The organism is Microbacterium enclense (assembly GCA_038182865.1).
In the GTDB taxonomy this organism is placed as follows: domain Bacteria; phylum Actinomycetota; class Actinomycetes; order Actinomycetales; family Microbacteriaceae; genus Microbacterium; species Microbacterium enclense_B.
This window is the reverse complement of record CP116226.1, coordinates 1,385,976-1,405,359: the sequence shown is the minus strand read 5'-3', so window position 1 is coordinate 1,405,359 and position 19,384 is coordinate 1,385,976. Positions and strand designations below refer to the sequence as shown.

Below are 19,384 nucleotides of genomic sequence, written 5' to 3'. Positions count from 1 at the left end.
GGGTCAGGCCTCCAGCTTGAGACCGAGCAGCGCCTCGATCTCGGTGAGCGTGTTGTCGCCGAACAGCTCCCGCACGCGGAAGCCGTCGGAGGTGACGTCGAAGACGCCGTGGTCGGTGTAGACGCGCGAGACGCAGCCGACGCCCGTGAGCGGGTACGTGCACACCTCGACGAGCTTGGGCTCGCCGCCCTTGGTGAGCAGGTCGGTCATGACGTAGACGTCCTTCGCGCCGATCGCGAGGTCCATCGCCCCGCCGACGGCGGGGATCGCGCCCGGTTCTCCCGTCGACCAGTTCGCGAGGTCGCCCCCGGCCGACACCTGGAACGCCCCGAGGACGCACACGTCGAGGTGGCCGCCGCGCATCATCGCGAACGAGTCGGCGTGGTGGAAGTACGCCGCCCCCGCGAGTGCCGTGACGGGCTGCTTGCCGGCGTTGATGAGGTCGGGGTCGACGCGCCCGCGCTCGGGCGCGGGCCCCATGCCGAGCATGCCGTTCTCGGTGTGCAGCACGATCTCGAGGCCCTCGGGCAAGTAGTCCGCGACCAGCGTCGGCGCACCGATGCCGAGGTTGACCACGGCACCCTCGGGGATGTCGGACGCCACGCGCGCGGCGAGCTGCGCGCGGGAGATGCGGGTGGTCACTGCGGTGCCCCTTCGTCGGTGCGGCGATCGCCGCGGGCGGTCACGGTTCGGGCGCTCACGCCGGGTCTCCCTCGGATGCCAGGGGGCGGCCCTCGATGTCGACGCCACCGACGAACTCGCCGTCGCGCAGCCACGCCCGTTCCCCGACCGCGACGACCCGATCGACGTACAGCCCCGGCGTCACGACCGCTTCGGGGTCGAGCCAGCCCAGAGGCACGATCTCATCGACCTGCACGACGGTGGTGGCGGCTGCGGCGGCCATGATCGGGCCGAAGTTCCGCGCCGTCTCGCGATAGACGAGGTTGCCCCACCGGTCGGCCGCGCGGGCGCTGATGAGCGCGACATCCGCTCGGATCGGGTACTCGAGCACGTAGTCACGGCCGTCGATGCGCCGCGTCTCCTTGCCCTCGGCCAGCTGTGTGCCGAAGCCGGTGGGGGTGAAGAACCCGCCGATGCCGGCTCCCGCCGCACGGATCCGCTCGGCGAGGTTGCCCTGCGGCACGAGTTCGAGTTCGACCTTGCCCTCGCGGTACAACCCGTCGAACACCCAGGAGTCGCTCTGGCGCGGGAACGAGCAGATCATCTTGCGCACCTGCCCCGCGGCGAGCAGGGCTGCAAGACCTGTGTCGCCGTTGCCGGCGTTGTTGTTGACGACGGTGAGGTCGCGGGCGCCGTGGGCGATGAGCGCGTCGATGAGCTCGACCGGCTGCCCCGCGCGTCCGAAGCCGCCGATCATGACGGTGGCTCCATCGGGGATGCCGGCGACCGCGGCCGCGACGTCGGGAACGGTCTTGTCGATCACTTCGCGCCTCCCTCAGCGGCGTCCGCCGATCCGGTGGCACCCGTGGCGCCCGACGCGGCGGCGGCATCCGCGGCATCCGGTGCCGAGAACACCTCGGACGCGATCCGGAACGCCGTGTTCGCGGCCGGAACCCCCGAGTAGATCGCCGACTGCAGGATGACCTCGCGGATCTCGTCGACCGTCAGCCCGTTGCGCAGGGCCGCGCGCAGGTGCATCGCGAGCTCCTCGTGGTGACCGTGCGCGATGAGCGAGCTCAGCACCGCGACCGAGCGCGAGCGCCGGTCGAGGCCCGGCCGCGACCAGATGTCGCCCCACGCGACGCGGGTGATGAAGTCCTGCCAGTCGGCGGTGAGATCGGTGGCCGCCGCCATCGAGCGGTCGACATGCGCGTCCGACAGCACGGCGCGGCGCACGGTCATTCCCTGGTCGAAGCGTTCCTGATCGGTGGGCATCAGGCGTCCTTTCCGGAGGGCGGTTCTGTCGAGACCGCGACGAAGAACGGCCGCAGCAGCGCCGCCACGGCCTCGGGGTGTTCGGCGGGCGGCAGGTGGCCGGCGTCGTCGATGCGGGCGACGCGGCCATCACGGACGCCCTCGGCGATCTCGACGGCCTTGGCCTCGGGCGCGACGGCGTCGAATGCGCCCCACGCCGCGAGCACGGGGACGGTGATCCGCCCGAGCGCCGGGCGCACGTCATACGCGGCGAGCGCCTCGCAGCAGCGCGCGTAGCTGTCGTCATCGGCATCCTGCAGCACGTGCAGCAACCGCCCGGTCAGCTCGGGGCGGCGGGCGATCGAGTCGGGGGCGAACCAGCGCTCGGCCGACGCGATGATGAGGCTCGACGTGCTCTGGGCGCGAGCCTGCGCCGCGCGCTCGGCCCAGGCAGCCGGGTCGCCGAGCTGGGCTCCGGATGCCACGATCGCGGCCGCTCGCACCCGGTCGCCGTGCCGGAGCGCGAGCTCCAGTCCGGTGGCGCCGCCGAGGGAGACCCCGGCATACAGGAACGTCTCGTCGGGAACGGCCGCCGCCACGGCGTCCGCGAGATCGGCGACGGTGAAACCCTCGCGGGCGAGGGGGCCCGCGCCGTGGCCGGGAAGGTCCCAGGCGGCGACGCGATAGTCGTCGGCGAGCAGCGGGACGACGTCTTCCCACAGGATCGTCGACGTGCCGAGCGAGGGCCCGAGCACGACGAGCGGCGCGCCCTCCGGCCCGACCGGCGCCGTCAGCGAGATCAGCGAACCGGCACTCATGCGTCTCCTCCGTGTCGGTACGTCGTCGTGCGAAAGGCGTCGGCGCGATCGCCCGAGGTCTCGGCACCCGCTGCATCGGCGCTGGCGGTATCCCCCGGCGAGCCGGGAGCCGCGGCATCCGCCCCGCCCCGCGCCAGTCGCGGCGCGAGGCCGACGTACGCGCGCGGGTCGAGCAGGGCGTCGACATCGAGGCCCGCGGTCTCGGGCAGTGCTCGCAGCGCAGGAGCGAGATCGCCGTCGCCCGCCAGCAGCTCGGCGAAGCGCTCGGCCCCGATGAGCGGCACGAGCACGCCGCGCAGCCGCTCGCTGACGAGGCGACCGCCGGTCGCCCCGGCGTTGCGCTCGGCCGCCGACGCGTCGACCTGCAGGTGCGCCGCGAGTGAGGCCGCATGCCGGGTCGCCCCGAGCGCGAGCCGGACGAGCTCGCGCAGCGTCGGCCACTCGGCGTGCCACGCACCGTCGGGACGCTCATCGACGGCGAGGGATGCCGCGAGGTGCAGGGTGGCCCCCAGCTGCGGCGCGCGAAGAGCGGCCGAGCGGATCAGCACCGCCTCGGCGGGATTCTGTTTCTGCGGCATGGCGGACGATCCGCCGCCCACGCCCTCCGACACCTCGCCGATCTCGGTGCGGCTCAGGGTTGCGACGTCGGCGGCGAACTTCCCGAGCGCGTCGAGGGCCTGCACGATCGCATCGCCGATCTCGGTGATCGGCCAGCGCGTCACGTGCCACGGAGTGTCAGGGGCGTCGAGCTCCACGGCGCGGGCGAACGCGGCGGGGAGGGCCGCCGCGGTCTCTTCCGAGCCGGTGATCTCCACGAACGAGGCGAGCGTGCCGCCGGCCCCGCCGAGTTGCGCGGGGTACTCGAGCGCATCGATGCGCGTCACCGCCCGTTCGATCCCCCGGGCCCACGTCGCCGCCCGCGCGCCCACGGTGGTGGGAACGGCGTGCTGGGTGAGGGTGCGGGCGGCCGCGACGTCGTCGGCGTGCGCGACGGCCAGCTGCCGCGTCCAGTGACCGGCGATGTGGAGCGAGGAACGCACCTGGCCCATCGCCCGCCGCACCACCATCATCAGCGCGGTATCGAGGATGTCCTGGCTCGTCGCCCCGCGGTGGATCCACGACCGATGCGCGGCCGGCACCTGTGCCTTCAGCATCCCGACGAGGGGGATCACGGGGTTACCGCCGCTCACCGACTCCGCGATGAGGGCGTCGACGTCGAGACCGCCGGTCAGGTGGCCGTACTTCTCATCGAGCCCGAAGACGTGATCGATGTCGCGGCGCGCCTCGACGGGAGCGACGCCGAGGTCGACGTAGGCGGCCACGAGGGCGCACTCCGCGCGCACGAGCGCGTTCAGCACGAACCGGTCCGACACGAGCAGGTCGTGCCCGACGGTGACGGGCGACAACAGCCCGAGATCGATGGGCGGGAGGGACTCAGAAGGCAAGGAAGACCGTCTCTTTCTCGCCCTGCAGCCGGATGTCGTGCGTGAGACCCCCACCGGGCGTGCGCGTCGCGACGAGGGTAGCGCGCTCCCCCGCCGTCAGCGTCGACAGCAGCGGGTCGGCGCCGAGCGCCGCCTGGTCGCCCGGCACGTAGATGCGTGTGTGCAGCTTGTCGGGCAGGCCGCGCGCGAACACGATCGCCGCGAAGAAGGCGGCTCCGCCCCGGATGCCACCGGGCTCGCGCGTCCAGAACTCGTAGTGCCCCTCGTCGTCGGTGAACGCGCGCCCGAAGCCGGTGAACGTGTGGTCGTCGCGGCGGAACGCGCCGCGCGCCCGGGGCACCGAGCCGTCGGCATCCGCCCCGAAGATCTCGACCAGCGCGTCGGGGACCGGTGCTCCGGCCCCGTCGTACACGGTGCCGCCCAGCACGATCGCTCCGGGCGAGTGCGGGAAGACGATCTCGTGCTGCTTCGGGTACTCCAGCCCGTAGGCGAAGAACGGGCCGACGGTCTGGCCGGGGGTCGCTCGGTGGGTCTTGGCGGGGATCATTCGTCGCCCTCCTGCTCGAAGTAGGTGGCATCCGGGCCGTCGACGACGATGTCGAAGCGATAGCCCGTCGCCCACTCGGGCGAGGTCAGGTCGTGGTCGTAGACGCCGACGAGGGCGTCGCGGTCCTTCTGCCGGTGGATGGTGTTGTAGATCGGGTCGAGGGCGAACAGCGGGTCCCCCGGGAAGTACATCTGCGTGACGAGCCGCTGCGTGAACGACGACCCGAAGACCGAGAAGTGGATGTGCGCCGGTCGCCAGGCGTTGCGGTGGTTCTTCCACGGGTAGGGGCCCGGCTTGATCGTGGTGAAGCGGTACTCCCCGTTCTCATTCGTGATCGTGCGGCCCGCGCCGGTGAAGTTGGGGTCGAGGGGCGCGGGATGCTGGTCGCGCTGGTGGATGTAGCGGCCCGCGGAGTTGGCCTGCCAGATCTCGACGAGCTGGTTCGCCACCGGCCGGCCCCACGAGTCGAGGAGGCGCCCCTGCACGACCATGCGCTCGCCCAACGGCTCACCGACGTGCTGGAGGGTGAGATCGGACTCGATCGCCGCGACGTCGCGCTGGCCGAACGCGGGCGAGAACAGCTCGATCGTCTCGGGGTCGACGAGCTTCGGGTTCTTGGTGGGGTGGCGCAACACGCTCGAGCGGTACGCCGGGAAGTCATGAGCCGTGGCGGGCACGTTCTCGCCGGCGGCGTCGCGGGCATCGAGCTCGGCGTGGCGCGTGCGGATCTCCTCGACGATCTGGCTCTGCGTGGCCTGATCGGGTGCTGCGAGCAGCGACTCGGGCGCGGCGGCGGGGGTGTGCGTCATGGGGTCTCCTTCGACACCTCCATCGTCCGACACCCCGCGACGGCGGAGCTCATCGTTCCCGGTGAATGGGAATCGTGGCATCCTGACCCCATGGCGAACTCCCCCTCGGGCGACTCGGTGACCGACCGGCTGGTGCGCATCCTCGAGACCTTCACCCCCACGCGCACCGCCCAGACGACCGCCGACATCGGTCGACGCGCGGGCCTGCCGAGCTCGACGGCGCATCGGATCGTGAACGAACTCGTGGATGCCGGTCTCCTCGAGCGCGACGAGGAGCGACGCGTGCGCGTGGGGATGCGCCTGTGGGAACTGGCGACACGGTCGTCGCACGCGCTGCGGCTGCGGCAGGCGGCCCTGCCGTACATGGAACGCGTGCAGCAGCGGGTGCGCGAGCACACGCAGCTCGCGATCCTCGAACACGATGAGGCACTGTTCCTGGAGCGTCTGAGCGCTCCCGACTCGGGGGCCAACATCACGCGAGTGGCCGGCCGGCTGCCCGTGCACGCCTCGTCGTCGGGTCTCGTGCTGCTCGCGTTCGCCCCGCACGATCTGCAGGAGCGCGTGCTCGCCGGACCCCTCGCCCGCGTGACCCCCGAGACGATCGTCGACCCGGCGGTCCTGCGCCGCACGCTCGCAGAGATCCGCACTCTCGGTCGCGTGATCGCTCCCGGCTACGTCGACGAGGTCTCCACCGGCGTGGCCGTGCCCGTGCGGGATGAGACCGGGGCCGTCATCGCAGCGCTCTCGGTGGTGCTGCCGCGCGATGCCGAGACGCAGTTCGCGCTCGTCGAGCTGCAACGCTCGGCGCGCGACACCGAGCGCGCCCTGGGCTACCGGCGCTGACCCCTCTCCGGGTCAGCCCCCGCGCCGCTCCCGCGCCGCCCCGCTCCCGCGCCGTCGCATCGCTCCCGCGCGTCACCCCTCGTCGAGTGTCCAAGAAACGCCGTAACGACTCGCGCGATGACGGCGTTTCGTGGACACGCAACGGCTCGGAAGCTCCCGGCGCGGTATCGCGAAACATCCCGATCAATGGGAGAAGCACCTCGGGACATGCCGCGGCGCGGGCACCATCAGCAACAGCCACCGTCGAAGGAGACGCCATGACCACCACCGTCCGCACCCGCGTCGCCATCGTCGGAGCCGGTCCCGCCGGGCTCCTCCTGTCGCATCTCCTCGACCAGGCGGGTATCGAGTCCGTCGTCATCGACCAGCGCTCGCGTGACGAGATCGAGAGCACGATCCGCGCCGGCATCCTCGAGCAGGGCACCGTCGAGCTGCTCGGCACCATCGGCGAGGCCTCGCGCGCCCGCACGGTCGGGCACCGCCACGACGGCATCGAGCTGCGCTTCGAGGGAGAGGGTCACCGCATCGACTTCGCCGCGACCGTCGGCCGCGCCGTCTGGCTGTATCCGCAGCACGAGGTGCTGAAAGACCTCATCGCCGCACGCCTCGCCGCGGGGCAGGACCTGCGCTTCGGTGTCACGGCCGAGGGCATCGAGGGCGCCGACACCGACCGCCCCCGCGTGATCGCGCGCGGTGCGGACGGCGAGCGGATCGAGATCGAGGCCGAGTTCGTCGTCGGCTCCGACGGCTCGCGCAGCGTCGCCCGCGCCACGGTCACCGGCTCGAGCACGGGCGGGTACTTCCGCGAGTATCCCTTCGCGTGGTTCGGCATCCTGTGCGAAGCCCCGCCCAGCGCGGACGAGCTCATCTACAGCAACTCCCCCGACGGCTTCGCGCTCGTCAGCCAGCGCTCCGACACCGTGCAGCGCATGTACTTCCAGTGCGACCCCGACACCGACACCGCCGCGTACAGCGAGGAGCAGCTCTGGGACGAGCTGCAGAAGCGCGTGCCCGGCACGACGCTGAAGCAGGGCCCCATCTTCCAGCGCGACGTCCTCCGCTTCCGGAGCTTCGTCGCGCACGAGCTGCGCCGCGGTCGCGTCGCGCTCGTCGGCGATGCGGCGCACACCGTTCCGCCGACAGGCGCGAAGGGCATGAACCTCGCGATCGCCGATGTGCGTCTGCTCGCCGCCGCCCTCCGCGCACTGCTGCTCGAGGGCGACGACCACGTGCTCGACGCCTACCCCGAGACCGCCAGCCGCCGCATCTGGAAGGCCCAGCACTTCTCGTGGTGGATGACGAGCCTGCTCCACGTGGCCCCGGATGCCACCGACTTCGACCGCCGCCGCCAGCTCGGCGAGCTCCGCACCGTCGTGGAGTCGGAGCACGGCCGCGCCTACCTCGCCGAGGCATACTGCGGCTGGCCGTTCGACGCCTGACCCGCGCCCGCACGCGGGAGCCCGACGCCCCGGGCGCAAACGCGAGCGCCGGGATGCCGGCATCCGGGCGCTCCACCCCGTTGAGTGTCCAAGACACCCGGACCGAAATCGAAAACGTCCGGGTGTTCTGGACACTCAACGCACGCCGCCACGCACACGAGCGCGGTGCCCGAGCCGAAGCCCGAGCGCCGCGTCACCCCCGCGCCCGGCTCAGTCCTTGCGCGACTTCGGGAAAGGGCTCGGCACGACCGGCACCGTCCCGGTGTAGCCCTCGCGCTCGGCGGCGAGCTCGGCGATGCGCTTGCGGCACGCGAACCATCCGGCCGTGATGAGCAGGCTCGCCACGACCGCGACCAGGAGCGTGGCGGGGGAGTCGATGAAGACGAGGACGAGCACCACGGCGAGGAACAGGAGCGTCAGGTAGCCGGTGTACGGCGCCCAGAACAGCCGGAACGCCGGACGCACCAGCTCACCCCGGTCGGTGAGGCGCTTGAACTTCATCTGGCAGAGCATGATGGTCGCCCAGGTGACGAGGATGCCGACGGCCGCGACGTTCAGCACCGTCTCGAACGCGTCGCTGGGGTTGACGTAGTTGATGACGACGCCGAGCAGCGCGACGACCGCCGTGATCGCGATGCCGCCGTAGGGGACGCCGGCCTTGTTCATCCGCGCGGCGAACTTCGGCGCCGACCCCGCGACCGCCATCGACCGCAGAATGCGTCCGGTCGAATACAGCCCCGCGTTCAGCGATGACAGCGCTGCGGTCAGCACGACGAGGTTCATGATCACGTCGACGCCCGGTACGCCGATCGAGGCGAAGAACGTCACGAACGGGCTCTCGTCCTTGGAGTAGGACGTGTAGGGCAGCAGCAGCGCGAGCAGGAGGACCGAGCCGACGTAGAAGATCGCGACGCGGAAGATGACCGAGTTGATCGCTCGGGGCATGACCTTCTCGGGGTTCTTCGTCTCACCGGCGGCGGTGCCGACGAGCTCGATCGAGGCGTAGGCGAACACGACGCCCTGCATGAGGATGATGGCGGGCAGGATGCCGTTGGGGAAGAACCCCCCGTTGTCGGCGATGAGCGTGAACCCGGTGGGCGCTCCCGTGGGCGTGCCGAAGACGACGAAGTAGATGCCGACGAGAAGGAACGCCACGAGGGCGGTGACCTTGATGAGGGCGAACCAGAATTCCAGCTCGCCGAACACCTTCACCGACACGAGATTCACGGCCAGCACGGTCACGAGCGCGGCGAGCGCCCACGCCCACTGCGGGACGGCCGCGATCCAGGGCACGTACTTGCCGAAGAAGTTCATGTACAGGGCGGCCGCGGTGATGTCGACCATGGTGGTCGTGGCCCAGTTGATCCAGTAGAACCAGCCCGACACGAACGCCGCCTTCTCCCCGAAGAACTCGCGGGCGTACGACACGAACGAGCCCGACGTCGGGCGGTGCAGCACGAGCTCGCCGAGGGCGCGAAGAATGAAGAAGGCGAAGAGTCCGCACACCGCGTACGAGATGACGATCGCCGGCCCCGCTTGGGCGAGGCGTCCGCCCGCGCCGAGGAAGAGACCGGTGCCGATGGCGCCACCGATGGCGATCATCTGCACCTGACGCGATGTCAGGCGCTTGTGATAGCCGGCGTCCTCGAGTTGAACGGTCGAGGTGTGGATCTGCTCGGCAGCGTCGCCGGAGCGAGGGGTGGAGTCGTTCACGTACCCATCATTCGTTTCGCGAAGCGCCTGTCCAGCAAGCGCGCCGCAAACCCGTCAGGGATTCGCCCGGCCCGCCGCCCCCGCCCGAACGGGCGGCCCCACCACCCGAGCCGTCAGAGCCACTTCTTCACTTTGAACGTGAGCCACAGTCCGGCCGACACCGCCACCATCAGCGCGAGCGCCATCGGATACCCGAACTGCCAGTCGAGCTCGGGCATGTTCTTGAAGTTCATGCCGTAGATCGCGCCGACCAGCGACGGGCCGAAGAGGATCGCCGCCCATCCCGAGATCTTCTTGACCTGCTCGTTCTGCTGCAGCGAGGTCTCGGTCTGCCGCTGCGTCACGAGGGTCGCGTTCACGGTGAGGGCGTTGTCGAGGATCGATCGCAGCGCCGTCAGCTTGTCGCACTGGCGCAAGACGTGGTCCAGCACGTCGCGCAGCGAGCGCTGGAGCTCGATGTCGACGCCGTACTTGTCGGCTCCGCGCAGGAGGGCCTGCAGCATGTCCCGCAGGGGTTCCACCGCCCGCTGGAAGTGGATCACCTCTCGCGCGAGCTCGTAGATGCGCTGCGTGAGCTCGGCCCCGCCGACACCGAAGAGCTGGTCCTCGATCTCGTCGACGTCGTTCTGCAGTCCCCGGGCGACGGGGTCGTACTGGTCGACCACCTCGTCGAAGATCGCGTAGAGCACCGCTTCGGGCCCGCGGGCGAGGAGGTCCGGCTGCGCCTCGAGCCGGTGGCGGACCCGCGCGAGGTCGGGCACCTCGGCGTGGCGCACCGTGACGACGTAGTCGTCACCGACGAAGACGTGCAGCTCGCCGAACTCGACCGTCTCGGTCTCGTCGATGTAGCGGGCGGGCCGCAGCACGGCGAAGAGATTGCCCCCGTAGCGTTCGAGCTTGGCCCGCTGGTGCCCGGCGAGCGCGTCCTCCACGGCGAGGGGGTGCAGCGAGAACTCCGCGGCGACTCGTTCGAGTTCTTCGGGCGAGGGACGCAGCAGACCGATCCACGCCATTCCGCCGTGAGCCTCCATGTACTCGAACGTCTGGTCGAGACTGGCGGGGTTCTCGATGCGGTGTCCGTCCACGTACACGGCGCTGTCGATGATGGGCATGTGTCAGTTGTACGCCCGTCAGGTGGACGGCCGATGACGGCGGCCTCGGTGTCAGCCTTGTCGAGTGCCCTTGCTCATCACCTGGATGATGCCCGCCGCGATGAAGACGAAGCTCACCAGGAGCGACAGGATGTTGTTGACCAGGCTCGCCCCCTGGGAGATGTCGACGATCGCGAGCACGAGGTTGAACAGTCCGACGACGATGAGCAGCCAGCCGAGGACGACGATGGTTTTCGCACGATTCACAGCTGAACCATAGCGTCCGGAGCCATCGGGCGGGTGGATCGGTCACTTCTTCTTCGGGTCGTGGCCCCAGTTCATGAGCGAGTACCGCCAGTCGGTGTCGGTGACGTCGCCCTTCGGGCGCTGTGCGCTGTGCCGCTTCACGTAGCCGACGACCTTGCGCATGTGCGCGACGTCGTCCTCGGTGAGGTCGGCCTTCTTCTTCGCGAGAATGCGCACGATGTGCCGTCCGCTCTCGTGCCCGGTGGACTCCCCACCGTCTTTCTTCTGCCCCACGCTCTTCGAGGAGTCGGTGTCCAACCAGTCCGACAGCTCCGTAGCCGTCATGTTCACGGCGTCGCCGAAGTCCGCCCGTGTCTGCTCGTCGTCGTCGCTGAGTTCGCTCATACGTTCATGGTCATCGGCACCCAGGCGCGACCCGGCCCCCTTGCGCGGCGCTCGGGGGCATGGCATCCCGTGGTCGACCGCCGAGCTCGCTCCCCAACGGGCTGCGGCTGCGGCTGCGAAGCGACAGCCGACTGGACGAGTGACGCAACGCCCGTTACAGTGGTATTGCACATATTACATGTCTCCAGGCGCTGCCTGCCGATCCACCAGGAGAACCCATGCCCTCTACCCATCCGTGGCAAGGCGTCAACGTCGCGACGACCCTCCCGATCAACCCGGACTTCTCCGTGAACTTCGACGCGTACGGGGAGCACGTTCGCTTCCTGCTCGCCAACGGCGTGGACGGCATCATCCCCAACGGGTCGCTGGGCGAGTACCAGACGCTGACCGAGGAGGAGCGCAAGCGTGTCGTCGAGACGGCCGTCGCCGCAGCAGACGGCGCCCCCGTGATCCCCGGGGTCGGCGCGTACGGCGCTCTGGAGAGCATCCGCCACGCGGAGCACGCGGCAGAGCTCGGCTCCCCGGCGGTCATGCTTCTCCCCCCGAACGCGTACCGTGCCAGCGATGAGGAGATCGTCGACCACTACCGTCGTGTCGCCGCGGTGGGTCTTCCGGTTCTGGCGTACAACAACCCGATCGACACGAAGGTCGATCTGCGCCCCGAGCTCCTCGCCCGCCTGCACACCGAAGGACTGATCGTCTCCGTGAAGGAGTTCTCGGGCGACGTTCGCAACTCTTACGCCATCCACGAGCAGGCGCCGGGGCTGGACGTCTCCATCGGCAGCGACGACGTCGTGCTCGAGCTCGGTATCAACGGCGCCCGCGGATGGGTGGCCGGCTACCCGAACGCCATCCCCCAGTCGACCGTCGAGCTGTACCGGCTGTCCACGTCGGGTGACCCCGAGCAGTGGCGTCGTGCCCACGAGATCTACCGCGACCTCCACGCCCTTCTCCGCTGGGACAGCAAGACGTGGTTCGTCCAGGCCATCAAGCTGTCCCAGGAGGTCGCCGGAGTGGCGCCGGCGGGTATCACCACCCGCCCGCCGCGCCTCGCGCTCCCCGCCGAGGTGCACGCTCAGATCGTGCGCGACACCGAGGCCGTGCTCACCAAGGGATACCGCTGAGTCCGTGGAATCGACCCCGGGCTCGACCTCGCGGATTCCCCTGCTGGGAAGCGACGCTTTCGATCGCTTCCTGAGTCCCGTCGCCGCCGTCGAGGCCCTCGAGCGTGTGCTGCTCGAGGGCCTCGACGTGGAGGCCGACCCGGCACGGCTGTTCAGCCCTCTCGCGGCGGGGGAGTTCCTGCTCATGCCGTCGGAGACCCCTCGTCACGCCGGCATCAAGGTGGTCACCATCGCCCCGGGCAACGCGGCTCTCGACCTCCCCCGGATCCACGCGTGGTACCTGCTCTTCGACGCCGCGACCCTGGCCCCTCTGGGCATCGTCGACGGGACGCGCCTGACGCTCGTGCGCACGGCCGCCGTCACCGCCCTGGCCATCCGTGGCCTCCTCCGTCTCGATCCGCGCGGCGCCCGCACGGGCATCACCCGACTCGCCGTGATCGGCACCGGGCCGCAGGCGGAAGCGCATATCCGGACGCTATCCGCGGTCATGGACGTCGAGACCGTCACCCTGCACGGCCGGCGTCCCGAGAAGCTGTCCGCCCGCCTGGAGCAGCTCGACGACCTCCGGCAGGAGATCCGCCCGGGGCGGCCTCGAGATCTCACGGTCGCCGATGTCGTCGTGACCGCGACATCCTCGCCTCTCCCCGTTCTCGATCGGGGGATGATCCGCGCCGACGCCGTCGTCGCTGCCATCGGCTCCCACGGTCGCGCGAATCGAGAACTGGCATCCGATCTCATGACGGATGCCGATGTGGTGGTGGAAGCCCGCTCCTCCGCCCTGCGCGAGAACGGCAACGTCCTGCTCGCCGCGCGCCGCCCACCCTGGGATTCCTCGAACCTCCGCAACCTCGCCGAGCTCGTCGTCGGCGACGTCCGCCGCCGCCCGGGACATCCCGCGGTCTACACCGGCGTCGGAATGTCGTGGGAAGACCTCGCGCTCGTCGCGGCGCTCACAGACGCGGAGGCAGCCGAGAACCCGGTCAGCCCACCTGCGCGCGGACCGCGTCGACACCGATGACGGCGGCGTCGAGGTCGCTGACGATCGAGACGAAATCGGCCCCGTGGGCGATGAACTGCCGCGCTCGGGGCGCATCCCCCGCGAATCCCCCGAAGCGGACATCGGCCGTGCGCGCCGCCCTCGCGATGCGGGGGAGGGGTCCATCGTGATCGTGATCGGCGAGGAGCGCGTCGACGGACACCCCCAACGCCAACGACAGGTCGAAGGGGCCGACGAACAGCATGTCGACGCCGGGAACGGCGGCGATCGCCTCGACGTCGTCGAGCGCGGCTGCGGTCTCGATCATGACGACGACGCATACCCCGTCGTTCGCGGCGGTCAGGTCGTCCTCCTCGCCGAAGGGGGACCGGATCGGTCCGAAGCTCCGCCGGCCGAGCGGAGGAAAGCGAGCGGCCTCGACCACGGCGCGCGCCTGCTCGGCGGAGTCGATGAGGGGGACGATCACGCCCGCGGCGCCGGCGTCGAGAGCCCGGCCGATCAGGTCGGGCGCCGCCGACCGCGGCCGCACGAACACCCGCGCCGCGTCTTCGGGGATTCCCCCGCCCACGTGATCGAGGGCCGCGAGCACGCTCGCGTCGTCCCATCGCCCATGCTGCGCATCCAGACAGAGCCACGCCAGCCCAGACCGCGAGAGGGTCTGCACCAGAGCGGCCGAGCCGGAGAAGCAGAAGGCGCCGACGTCGACCGTTTCGTTCATGATGAGCCCTTCGTTCCCGAAGCCAGTTCCGTCGTACGCGTCGGTCCGGCGGCGACGGAGCGGCCCACGAGCCCACCGAAGTCGCCGGGTTCGCGGCCCTCGAGAGCGTGGTACGTGACGCCGTCGGGGCTCGTGACGCGGCTTCGCCGCTCCCCTGCGTCCTCACCGGAGCGCTCGAGGAGTGCCGCGGTCACCCGAGAGAAGGCCCGGGGCTCGTACACCCAGCCGGGCAGCAGCGGGCGCGCGAGCGACCCGGCCCCGACGACGGTCGGCGGCAGCGGCGTGGTCATGCTCCGCCTCGACCGACCACCCGTCCACCCTGAACGATCGTCCGCGGGCGCGACTCGTCCGAGATGACGGAGATGTCGTCGAGGGGGTTGCCCGACCAGACCACGACGTCGCCGACGGATCCCACCGCCAAACCGCCCAGATCGTCGCTCTGCAGCACTCTCGCGTTCCCGCTCGTCAGGGCGCGCAGGGTCTCCAGGGGGCTGGAGGCCTCCGCCTGGAGCCGAACGCCCACGAGCTGGTCCGATGCCAGATCGCCCATGAGATCCGACCCGAACCCCACGGTGACACCGGCGTCCAACGCGTGGCGGACAGCGTGGCGCCCGGCCTCGAGGACGATCCGGTTCTTCTCGGCGGACACCGGGGACAGTCCCACCTCGTCGCCGCGCCGGTCCATCGCGTCGTAGGCCGCAAGGGTCGGCACGAGCACGGCCCCGTGATCCGCCATGGCGGCCGCGGTGGGGGCATCGAGGAGGTTGCCGTGCTCGATGGAGCGCACACCGTTCTCGATGGAGTGGAGGATGGCCTCCGGCGAGTAGGCGTGCGCGGCGACGTACGACCCGCGCCTGTTCGCCTCCGCCGTGACGGCCCTGACCTCCTCCGCCGTGTACTGGGGAACGCGGATCGGGTCCGTCAGCGAGGCCACGCCCCCCGACGTCATGATCTTGATGGCGTGCGCGCCGTGGTGCAACCGGGAGCGAACCGCCACCCGCAGGGCGTCCGCCCCGTCCACGAGCTCGCACATGTGCCCGCCGTGGAAGCAGAGGTCCTCCTCGGCTCCGCGGTGATCCCCGTGTCCGCCGGTCTGGCTGAGGGCGGCGCCGGTCCAGAGATAGCGCGGAGACGGGAGAAGCCCGCGCCGGATGGCGGCGGACAGCCCCGCGTCTCCTCCCGCGACATCGCGCACCGTGGTGAACCCCCTCGACAGGGCGTCCTTCAGACGCGCCGCCCCGGCGAGTGCGAGGAAGCTGAGATACGCGCTCTCGATCTGGCTCGTGATCATCGAGATGGCGTACGCGTGGAAGTGGGCGTCGATGAGGCCGGGAGTGACGACCGCACCGCCGGCGCTCACGACCTCTTCGCCGCGGCTCACATCGCCCACCTCGACGATTCGCCCGTCGACGATGCGCACGCCTCCGGGGAGGAGGGCGTCGCTGTGTCCGTCGAACAGCAGCGCGTCGACGATGGTCAGATCGCGAGTGCTCATCCGGAGACCTTCTGCGCCCGCAGGGCGGAGGTGGCCTCCACATCGACCTCGAACGAGTCGCCGACGAACGCGACGCCGTAGCGTTCCTCCGCCGCGGCCCGCGAGACGAAGCCGTTGCGGACGTCCGACGCGACGGCCGAGGGGTCCCGCTCGAAGGCCGGGCCCCATCCCCCGCCTCCGCCGGTGGCGTTCACGAGCACGTCTCCCGCTTCGAGGTGGCTGTACTCGCCGGAGCCGCGGCGTTCGCCGGGCGTGCCGGGGTTGACCGTCATCCCGTTCGGGACCGCCTCTTCTCCACCGGCGATGGCCCACGGTGCGCTGGTCTTGTAGACGAGACCGATACCCACGGACGGCGCGGTGAACCGGTACGCGCGGCTCACGCCGACACCGCCGCGATGTTTGCCCGGGCCGCCCGAGTCGGGGCGGTAACCGTAGTGGTCGATGATCATCGGCGACTTCGCCTCGAGCACCTCGACCGGATTGTTCCGGCATCCCGGCTCGGAGAAGTGCATGATCCCGTCCTCGCCGTCCCCACCGGAGTGGCCGCCGAAGCCCACGGCTTCGTTGGTGGCCTCGAGCCACGACTCACCCGTTCGCGGGTTGACCCCGAGACCCATCATCGAGTTGACGTCGCCCCCGGAGCTCGCGGGGATGAGGTCCGGCATCCCCTGCGCCAGCGCCTTCAAGACGACCTCGCCGGCCAGCAGCCCGGTCCACAGGGTGAAGGTGGGCATCGGCGGGACGGCGTGCATGACGCTCCCCTCGCGGGTGATGACCCTCAGCGGCGCGAAGTTTCCCGCGACCACGGGGGTGTCCGGGGTGGTCAGCGACTTGAAGACGAGCGAGCAGAGCGCCTCGGTCTGTCCCGGCGGAAGGTTGATGGGGCCCTTCACGTCCGCATCGCTCCCGGACCAGTCGATGATGAACTCGTCATCGGTGATGGTGACGAGGGCGTCCATCTTCACGGGCGTGGACTTGTCGATCCCGTCGCTGTCCATGAAGTCGTGGGCGTGCCACGTGCCCTTCGGCAGGCGGGACAGGCCGATCCGCGCGAGCTTCTCGCCGTGCTCGTTGATCGCGGTCATCGCCTCGAACAGCGTCTCCACGCCGTACTTGTCCGCGATCTCCCGCGTGCGCGCGGCACCCGCGTGGACGGCCGAGACCTGGGCCTGCAGATCGCCGATCGTGCGCTCGGGCATCCGGCTGTTGAATCGGATGATGTTGAACACGTCGTCGCACTGACGCCCCGCCTGGTACAGGCGCGTCCCCGGGAAGAAGATGCCCTCCTGGTACATGTCGGTGGAGTCGAGGACGTATCCCGCGTCCTTCTGCATGAGATCGAGCACGTGGATCCGAACCGACGCGAAGCCGATGTGCTGCCCGTCCGAGGAGTGGATCGGCGCGAAGACCAACGTGTCGAGCGTGTGGGCGGACGACCAGTACGGGTAGTTCAGGAGGAAGACGTCGCCCTCACCCATCGCATCCCTGCCGAGGAACTCGACGGCCTTCTTGATGCCGTAGTCGTTGCCGCGCGTGAAGATGGCGATTCCGGGGGCGTCGGCGACGACGTCACCCGCGACATCGTGGATGCCCACGCCGTAGTCGTGGATCTCGTAGACGACGGTGTTGTAGGCGGTACGGCACAGGTTGTGCGCGACTTCGGCGGCGGCGGCGATCAGGGCGTGGCGGATGACTTCGGTGGTGATGGCGTCGCTCATCGCAGTGCTCCCTCGAGGACGGCGTCGGTGGTGGGGGAAGGCAGCTCGGCGGAGATGGCGATGGTCAATTCGCCGAGGTCGCCCACGGTCAAGACGTCACCGGCGTGCATCACCGTCGTCGCCGTGTGTTCCGTGATGACAGCGGGCCCCTGGATGCGGTCGCCCGCCAGGAGGCTCTCGCGGGCGTAGAGGCCGTAGGTCTGGGTCGATCCATCGGCGAGGTGCACGGTGCGATCGCCCAGCCGTTCGACCTCTCCTTCGCTGCGTCGCGGGACCGTGGGGAGCGAAGGCTTCTCGATGAGCCCCAGGCCGCGCAGCCGCAGCGTGGTGATCTCGACCGGATCGCTCATCGTGTGCCCGTACTGGCGCTCGTGCAGGCGCGAGAACGCCGCCTCGATCTCGTGTGCGAAGTTCTCGTCGAAGGCGGGGCAGTCGACGGAGACGGAGTGCTCCTGGCCGGAGTAACGGACGTCCACGGTCCGCAGGATCCGGCGGCTGGCCTCGTCGAAGCCCTCGGCAACGAGAGCCTGTTGCGCGGACTCCTCGAGTTCGCGGAAGGATGCCTCGACGTCGGCGACGTCGAGACCGTCGAGCGGCGTGATGGTGGTGCGCGAGAAGTCGTGCTGCACGTCGGCCATCAGCATGCCGAGAGCCGAGAACGCCCCCTGCCCGGGAGGGACGATGACAGCGGGGATGCCGAGTTCGTGGGCGACATCGACGGCGACGAGGCCGCCGCCACCGCCGAAGGAGAGCAGCGCGAAGTCCTTGGGGTCCAGTCCGAGCTCGACCGTGATCCCGCGGACGGCGCCGACGATCTTCGTCGTGGAGATGCGCAGCATCCCCCGCGCGAGATCGCGCGGGGCGAGGCCGAGCGGGCCCGCGATGGTGCCGAGCGCGTCGAGGGCGAGCTGCTCGTCGAGGACGAGGGTTCCGCCCAGGGGGGTGTCCGCACCGAGGTACCCGACGGCGAGGGCCGCGTCGGTGAAGGTGGGTTGGGTCCCCCCTCGTCCGTACGATGCGGGTCCGGGGTCGGCGCCCGCGCTCTGCGGTCCGACCTGGAGCGCCCCGGCGGCGTCGAGCCAGCCGAGGGATCCGCCCCCGGCGCCGATGGTCTGGATGTTCAGCGACGGCGTCGTGATCGGCAGGCCCTCGAACTCCGCCCCGGTGTGCCGGAGCGGCTCGTGGTCGAGCACCAGCGACGCGTCCAGGCTTGTCCCGCCGAGGTCGATGGTGATGAGGTTGGGCGTGCCGATGAGCTGCGAGAAGGCGGCCGCGCCGATCACTCCCCCGGCCGGCCCGGAGAGGATGAGATTGACCGGCTGCTCGCGTGCGGAGGTGGCCGTCATCGCGCCGCCCCCGGAACGGGACATGAGGAATCGACCCTTGAAGCCGCGCTCCTCGAGCTCCGCCTCGAGGACTTCGAGATAGCTGCGGACGATGGGCTTGATGTAGGCGTCGAGGACCGCCGTGCTCGTCCGCTCGTACTCCCGGTACTCGCGCGCGAGCTCGTGCGACAACGTCACGTCGATGTCCGGCGCGACCTCGTGCAGCACGTCGCGCATCTGCCGTTCGTGAGCGGCGTTGGCGTACGAGTGCAGGAAGGCCACCGCGACGGAGTCATACCCCCCGTCACGGACCGACTCGGCGACGCGGCGCGCGTCGTCGATGTCGAGGGGCGTGCCGACGGTGCCGTCGAAGTAGCTGCGCTCGATGACCTCGAAGGTGTCCGCACGCTCGACCAATGCGGCCGGCTTGCGATAGCGGATGTCGTACATGGCGGCGCGGTCGGTGCGTCCGAGCAGGTAGACGTCGCGGAACCCCGCGGTGGAGATGATCGCCGTACGCGCACCGTTGCGGGTGAGCAGGGCGTTGAGCCCCAGGGTGGTGCCGTGATTGAACATCACCGTCTCGGAGAACTCGGCCTCCGCCGCGGCGAAGCCGGCGAGCACTCCCTCGGTCGGCGCGGACGGGGTGGTCGGAACCTTCTCGAAACGGATGGAGCCGGTCGCGGGGGTCAGCTTCACCACATCCGTGAAGGTGCCGCCGACATCGATGGCGACTCGAACGTTGTCGGTCATGAGAGTCCTTTCGTGGAGCAGGA

The 19,384-nt window shown here is 70.3% G+C and carries 20 protein-coding genes; 4 read left to right on the top strand and 16 right to left on the bottom strand.

What is annotated here, in order from left to right; all coding sequences use genetic code 11:
• Positions 1–3 precede the first annotated feature (3 nt).
• Genes PIR02_06630 through pcaH form a run of 7 tightly spaced genes read right to left on the bottom strand, consistent with a single transcriptional unit; the run spans position 4 to position 5,494 of the window.
• Positions 4–642 carry a 3-oxoacid CoA-transferase subunit B gene (locus PIR02_06630; protein WZH38338.1) on the bottom strand — a complete coding sequence of 213 codons (639 nt, stop codon included), beginning with the start codon at positions 640–642 and terminating at the stop codon, positions 4–6.
• A 55-nt stretch (positions 643–697) separates the two neighbouring features.
• Positions 698–1,444, bottom strand: a complete 747-nt coding sequence (locus PIR02_06625) for a 3-oxoacid CoA-transferase subunit A (GenBank protein WZH38337.1) — start codon at positions 1,442–1,444, stop codon at positions 698–700.
• Positions 1,441–1,896 carry a 4-carboxymuconolactone decarboxylase gene (pcaC, locus tag PIR02_06620; GenBank protein ID WZH38336.1) on the bottom strand — a complete coding sequence of 152 codons (456 nt, stop codon included), beginning with the start codon at positions 1,894–1,896 and terminating at the stop codon, positions 1,441–1,443. The genes PIR02_06625 and pcaC overlap by 4 nt, the downstream gene beginning before the upstream one ends.
• Positions 1,896–2,693, bottom strand: coding sequence for an alpha/beta fold hydrolase (locus PIR02_06615; protein WZH38335.1), 798 nt, complete (start codon positions 2,691–2,693; stop codon positions 1,896–1,898). Before PIR02_06615 ends, pcaC begins: the two co-directional genes overlap by 1 nt.
• Positions 2,690–4,138, bottom strand: a complete 1,449-nt coding sequence (locus PIR02_06610) for a lyase family protein (GenBank protein ID WZH38334.1) — start codon at positions 4,136–4,138, stop codon at positions 2,690–2,692. Before PIR02_06610 ends, PIR02_06615 begins: the two co-directional genes overlap by 4 nt.
• Positions 4,128–4,685: a protocatechuate 3,4-dioxygenase subunit alpha gene (gene pcaG, locus PIR02_06605; protein ID WZH38333.1), complete on the bottom strand. Its 558-nt coding sequence runs from the start codon at positions 4,683–4,685 to the stop codon at positions 4,128–4,130. The genes PIR02_06610 and pcaG overlap by 11 nt, the downstream gene beginning before the upstream one ends.
• On the bottom strand, positions 4,682–5,494 hold the full coding sequence (pcaH, locus tag PIR02_06600) for a protocatechuate 3,4-dioxygenase subunit beta (protein ID WZH38332.1): 813 nt from the start codon (positions 5,492–5,494) through the stop codon (positions 4,682–4,684). The genes pcaG and pcaH overlap by 4 nt, the downstream gene beginning before the upstream one ends.
• 90 nt (positions 5,495–5,584) lie before the next feature.
• Between pcaH and PIR02_06595 the strand changes: the two genes are divergently transcribed.
• On the top strand, positions 5,585–6,337 hold the full coding sequence (locus PIR02_06595) for an IclR family transcriptional regulator (GenBank protein WZH38331.1): 753 nt from the start codon (positions 5,585–5,587) through the stop codon (positions 6,335–6,337).
• A gap of 257 nt (positions 6,338–6,594) precedes the next feature.
• Positions 6,595–7,776 carry a 4-hydroxybenzoate 3-monooxygenase gene (locus PIR02_06590; GenBank protein WZH38330.1) on the top strand — a complete coding sequence of 394 codons (1,182 nt, stop codon included), beginning with the start codon at positions 6,595–6,597 and terminating at the stop codon, positions 7,774–7,776.
• Between the two features lie 210 nt (positions 7,777–7,986).
• Here the strand turns inward: PIR02_06590 and PIR02_06585 are convergent, their stop codons facing one another.
• The 4 genes from PIR02_06585 to PIR02_06570 form a co-directional block, all read right to left on the bottom strand.
• Positions 7,987–9,447 carry an amino acid permease gene (locus tag PIR02_06585; protein WZH39088.1) on the bottom strand — a complete coding sequence of 487 codons (1,461 nt, stop codon included), beginning with the start codon at positions 9,445–9,447 and terminating at the stop codon, positions 7,987–7,989.
• 155 nt (positions 9,448–9,602) lie between these two features.
• Complete coding sequence (gene corA / locus PIR02_06580; GenBank protein WZH38329.1) at positions 9,603–10,601, bottom strand: magnesium/cobalt transporter CorA; 999 nt, start codon at positions 10,599–10,601, stop codon at positions 9,603–9,605.
• Between the two features lie 51 nt (positions 10,602–10,652).
• A complete protein-coding gene (locus PIR02_06575) occupies positions 10,653–10,847 on the bottom strand; it encodes a hypothetical protein (GenBank protein ID WZH38328.1) in 195 nt (64 codons plus the stop codon).
• A gap of 42 nt (positions 10,848–10,889) precedes the next feature.
• Positions 10,890–11,231 (bottom strand): DUF3140 domain-containing protein, encoded by a 342-nt coding sequence (locus PIR02_06570; protein ID WZH38327.1) that lies wholly within the window; start codon positions 11,229–11,231, stop codon positions 10,890–10,892.
• Between the two features lie 218 nt (positions 11,232–11,449).
• On the opposite strand from PIR02_06570, the gene PIR02_06565 reads away from it, so the two are divergent.
• Together PIR02_06565 and PIR02_06560 are read left to right on the top strand one after the other, a co-directional pair.
• Positions 11,450–12,355 (top strand): dihydrodipicolinate synthase family protein, encoded by a 906-nt coding sequence (locus tag PIR02_06565; GenBank protein WZH38326.1) that lies wholly within the window; start codon positions 11,450–11,452, stop codon positions 12,353–12,355.
• A gap of 4 nt (positions 12,356–12,359) precedes the next feature.
• Entirely contained in the window at positions 12,360–13,373 is a 1,014-nt protein-coding gene (locus PIR02_06560) for an ornithine cyclodeaminase family protein (GenBank protein WZH38325.1), read from the top strand.
• On the opposite strand, the gene PIR02_06555 is transcribed toward PIR02_06560, so the two are convergent.
• The 5 genes from PIR02_06555 to PIR02_06535 are packed head-to-tail and all read right to left on the bottom strand — an operon-like array spanning position 13,336 to position 19,361.
• Positions 13,336–14,070 (bottom strand): aldolase/citrate lyase family protein, encoded by a 735-nt coding sequence (locus tag PIR02_06555; GenBank protein ID WZH38324.1) that lies wholly within the window; start codon positions 14,068–14,070, stop codon positions 13,336–13,338. The two genes, PIR02_06560 and PIR02_06555, sit on opposite strands and share 38 nt — an antisense overlap.
• Entirely contained in the window at positions 14,067–14,360 is a 294-nt protein-coding gene (locus tag PIR02_06550) for a hypothetical protein (GenBank protein ID WZH38323.1), read from the bottom strand. Before PIR02_06550 ends, PIR02_06555 begins: the two co-directional genes overlap by 4 nt.
• Complete coding sequence (locus tag PIR02_06545) at positions 14,357–15,565, bottom strand: amidohydrolase family protein (protein ID WZH38322.1); 1,209 nt, start codon at positions 15,563–15,565, stop codon at positions 14,357–14,359. Before PIR02_06545 ends, PIR02_06550 begins: the two co-directional genes overlap by 4 nt.
• Positions 15,562–17,283: a hydantoinase B/oxoprolinase family protein gene (locus PIR02_06540; GenBank protein WZH38321.1), complete on the bottom strand. Its 1,722-nt coding sequence runs from the start codon at positions 17,281–17,283 to the stop codon at positions 15,562–15,564. Before PIR02_06540 ends, PIR02_06545 begins: the two co-directional genes overlap by 4 nt.
• On the bottom strand, positions 17,280–19,361 hold the full coding sequence (locus PIR02_06535; GenBank protein ID WZH38320.1) for a hydantoinase/oxoprolinase family protein: 2,082 nt from the start codon (positions 19,359–19,361) through the stop codon (positions 17,280–17,282). Before PIR02_06535 ends, PIR02_06540 begins: the two co-directional genes overlap by 4 nt.
• Positions 19,362–19,384 lie beyond the last annotated feature (23 nt).